The following is a 3,708-nucleotide window of genomic DNA, read 5'->3' on the forward strand; positions in this document are numbered from 1 at the left end:
ATGCCACTGATCTTCTATTACTTGATCTTAACCGTTCTTCCAAACGATCTTGACCTTAACCGTTCTTCCAATTGCTCTTGACCTTAACCGTTCTTCCAATCGCTCTTGACCTTTAACGCTCTTCTAAATGCTCTTGACCTTTAACGCTCTTCTAAGTGCTCTTGACCTTTAACGCTCTTCCAAATGCTCTTGACCTTTAACGCTCTTCCAAATGCTCTTGACCTTTAACGCTCTTCCAAATGCTCTTGACCTTTAACGCTCTTCCAAATGCTCTTGACCTTTAACGCTCTTGAACTTGAACTTCAACATGCCCTGGTGGTTTCACATAACGTTCTTGTATTCACGAACCCGAGAACCTTAAGGCAGCTTGCTGCCGGCCGCGATGCGGTTAGGTTCGCAGGGTTGTCTGCTTGATTCCGCTTCTTCGAAAAACCTCGGGCAGACCAAGGGGCGTAGCCCCGCAGCGTGAATACGGTGTTATAGGATGTCAGCGCTTCTTTGAAACAACATACAAATTTCCTATTACTTTTTCTGTCTACTGTTGATTTCAAAATATCGAACCATAATAAATATGATCTCGCAAATCACTTTCCATATAATAATAGAAATCAAAAATACAATTACTCCTTGAAAAATCCCCAGAGGTAAATTATTGATTTCTTTGCCAGTATACCAGTCCCCATTTTTCACTGTTATTTCAACAAAATTATTCAAATACACGGTTTTTCCAAATTCAATAGATTGATAAATTATCGGTAAAATTCCTGTATAAAATAGAATTGTTACTAATGTCTTGGACGTTATTTCACCGAATTTAAAAATCTTTTCTATCAACATTTCTTCTCCTTCTCTAAAAGGTTTTATAAAAATTGTTTTAAATATGTTTTTGCGCTGATTTCCTATAACGTTCCTCGCATTCACGAACCTCCGTTGGAGGTTGTCCGCAGTTCCCGCTTCCCCGAAAATGCTTCTGCGGACCAAGGGCGCCAGCCCGATGCGTGAATGCGGTGTTAGACGAAGTTATTGCCCTCCTCGTTTTCCCTTCACTATTCTTTTATTTGTTTAATTATTTCGGGTATTTCATTATATGAATCATACCAAATGACATTAAGACCCAGTTCTTTATAGTAATCTTCTTGTAACTCCAAGTTAGCAGAATCGAATTTCTCTATACTAGAGTAATTAATGTTGATCTCGTTATTGAGTGTTTTCACATAGGCCTCTCGTTTCATTAGTACAAAGTGCTTGGATAAATCTCCTTCCTGCTTCCTAACCGCTATATCAAGAAGCCTCCTTAGATTAGGGTCTGTCATCGATAAACCAATCAGAAGACAAGTATTTTCCCGCAAATAGTTTAACTGAACTAAATTTGACCAATTATACGGATCGAGCATTAAGCTATGATACCCTTCTTCGGAAAACACTAATAACGATTTAGACAAATTATCGTATTCGTTAGCATTTCTAGGCAAGAATCCATGAACATGATATATTCCAAGTTCACTAGATGATGGTATATCCGCTTCCCTAAAAACCGATTTATGTCTGATCCTAAATCTTTTTAAGTTGTATTCTAAGAGATCATCAAAATTATAGGTAACAACTCCCCTGATTCCAATTCCATCCCTAACTGGTAAGCATAGTTGTGCCAATTCATTTAATATATCCGACGTATTAATGCAATTTTTATATAAAATCTCTGTTAATATATGATTAAAAACGTTCTCTAGTCCCTTCCTAATATACCTAGCCATAAGTAGTGGTGAATTTCCATTGAACTCTTTAAGATTCTTGACAATAAAGTTTCTCTCAATTTCCGTTAAATTGATGTTATATTCACCCAACTTGTTACCAATCAAATTTACTAAGAGGTCGCTCACTAAATTGTCCCACGATGGTATTTTTGCATCCATCGATACTCCAGCACCTAAGAACAGTACTAAGTCATCATCCTCATAAGATCTCTTTAATTGTTCAATACTAGTCTTTTGTCTTCTCTTCCAATCAATATTTCCCTTTTTCACACTTTCCGATATCTTGGTATTAATTAAAAGTTCAGATATATTTTCGTATGTTTCAAAAACTAGTTGGGGATACAGACTAAATATTCTGGTTAAATCATTAATATCCCATAATACGATATTTATGTTGTTGTTCTTATCGAATTGTTCTATAAACTTCTTTTTATCTGACTCACTGAATTCTAAAGTGATAACAAAAATTATATTTCTGATTTGCAGATTGCTTTTAGTTATCCTTTGAATTAACTTGTCAAAGTTCTTATCAATAAATAATTTAAAAGTTGAGGATTTACTTCTATAGAACTTAATTTCAAAGATAGTTGCTCCTTCGTAGTCATCAAACCCTTGAGGAGCATACCCATCAAAATCTGTAAAATAAAAGTCCTGTTTAGTAGAATAGTTAACTTCTAATAATTTATTTTGGTCTTGAAGATACTGCTTTAGTACTTTCAGAATAAGCGTTTCTAACATGGCATAAGATTTTCTTGGGTTATTCTCTTCCAATAAGGATTCAAAAATTTTATTAAATTCCATCCCTAAATCTCCTTTGCAATAATTTCGTCTAACTTTCTTGTATTCACGACGCCCCACCTCCTTAAGTCCCGAAGGGACGGCCGCGATGCGGTTAGGTGGTGCGGGTGTGTCCGACTGAATCTACATCTCTGCTGCTGAAATGCCCCTTCGATTCCGCTTCTAACTTCGGTCGGACCGAGGGGCGAATGCCCCGATGCGTGAATATGGTGTTATGTGACGTTACCACTTCTTTGAATACGCATCCAAAACATTCATTCCTGTTTCATTCTCCAAACACCGCCCGAGCAAGCAGTGAAGCCACAACTCTCATAAAACTCTTTATGTTTGTCTTGAAATGTTACTGTTATTATACATATTCCTTGTTTTTCAGCCTCTTGTAACAGAGCCTTAACTAATCTGTTACCTATACCTCGTTCTTGATAATTTGGATGAACAATCACATCTTCGAGATATCCATGTTCAATTCCAGGGCCAGTCATATAACCGAAAGCAATTAACTCCTCATCTTCGTTTCTTAAACTCGCCCAAAACAAACATCTTTCGAAAAGTAAAGGATAGTCACCATCTCTTCTATCCCAGCCGATTGACTCCCGTAAATTAGGAACTTCATGTTCCAAGATCTTATCTCTGATTTTGATATCAAATATTGAATTCATTATTTTCCAACTTTCAAAATATGGTTTTTGGTAATGTCACATAACGTTCTTGTATTCACGAACCCGAGAGGCTTAAGGCGCGGCAGCGCCGGGTGGCTTCGCCACTTAGCCTCGCAGGGTTGTCTGCCTGAGTCCTCTTCCCCGAACTGCCTCGGGCAGACCTAGGGCCGAAAGGCCCGCAGCGTGAATACGGTGTTATATGAAGGAGCCACTTCTTCGAAATACCCTCAAAACTAGTTATTTATTAGGTATGTCAATAAGATCTTTAAAAGCATTAACCCTAATCCCATCAAAGATCCTACAAAAAATAAAAATAAAAGCACTGTAAAAGTCTTCTTAATAATGCCTTTAATAGGTTGATCTATTATAAATCACTAGCGTTGCATAAAAGTTAGCTGAGCTAATTATCACATTATTCTGAATAGGATATTCCGTTCATGGACCAAAAGGTCGATGACCTATCAAAAGGTAGCCTTTGTCCATTTGGTAATTATATG

3 protein-coding genes are annotated in these 3,708 nt (G+C 37.1%); all 3 read right to left on the minus strand.

Features of this window, described 5'->3' with window-relative positions; genetic code table 11:
- Positions 1-522: 522 nt before the first annotated feature.
- Positions 523-921, minus strand: a complete 399-nt coding sequence (locus tag GSF01_RS28890) for a hypothetical protein (protein ID WP_159888724.1) — start codon at positions 919-921, stop codon at positions 523-525.
- Between the two features lie 125 nt (positions 922-1,046).
- Positions 1,047-2,555, minus strand: coding sequence for an SIR2 family protein (locus GSF01_RS28895; RefSeq protein WP_159888725.1), 1,509 nt, complete (start codon positions 2,553-2,555; stop codon positions 1,047-1,049).
- A 251-nt stretch (positions 2,556-2,806) separates the two neighbouring features.
- Positions 2,807-3,172 carry a GNAT family N-acetyltransferase gene (locus GSF01_RS28900; protein WP_328803718.1) on the minus strand — a complete coding sequence of 122 codons (366 nt, stop codon included), beginning with the start codon at positions 3,170-3,172 and terminating at the stop codon, positions 2,807-2,809.
- Positions 3,173-3,708: the final 536 nt, after the last annotated feature.

It is taken from the genome of Paenibacillus puerhi (assembly GCF_009846885.1).
Lineage (GTDB): Bacteria > Bacillota > Bacilli > Paenibacillales > NBRC-103111 > Paenibacillus_G > Paenibacillus_G puerhi.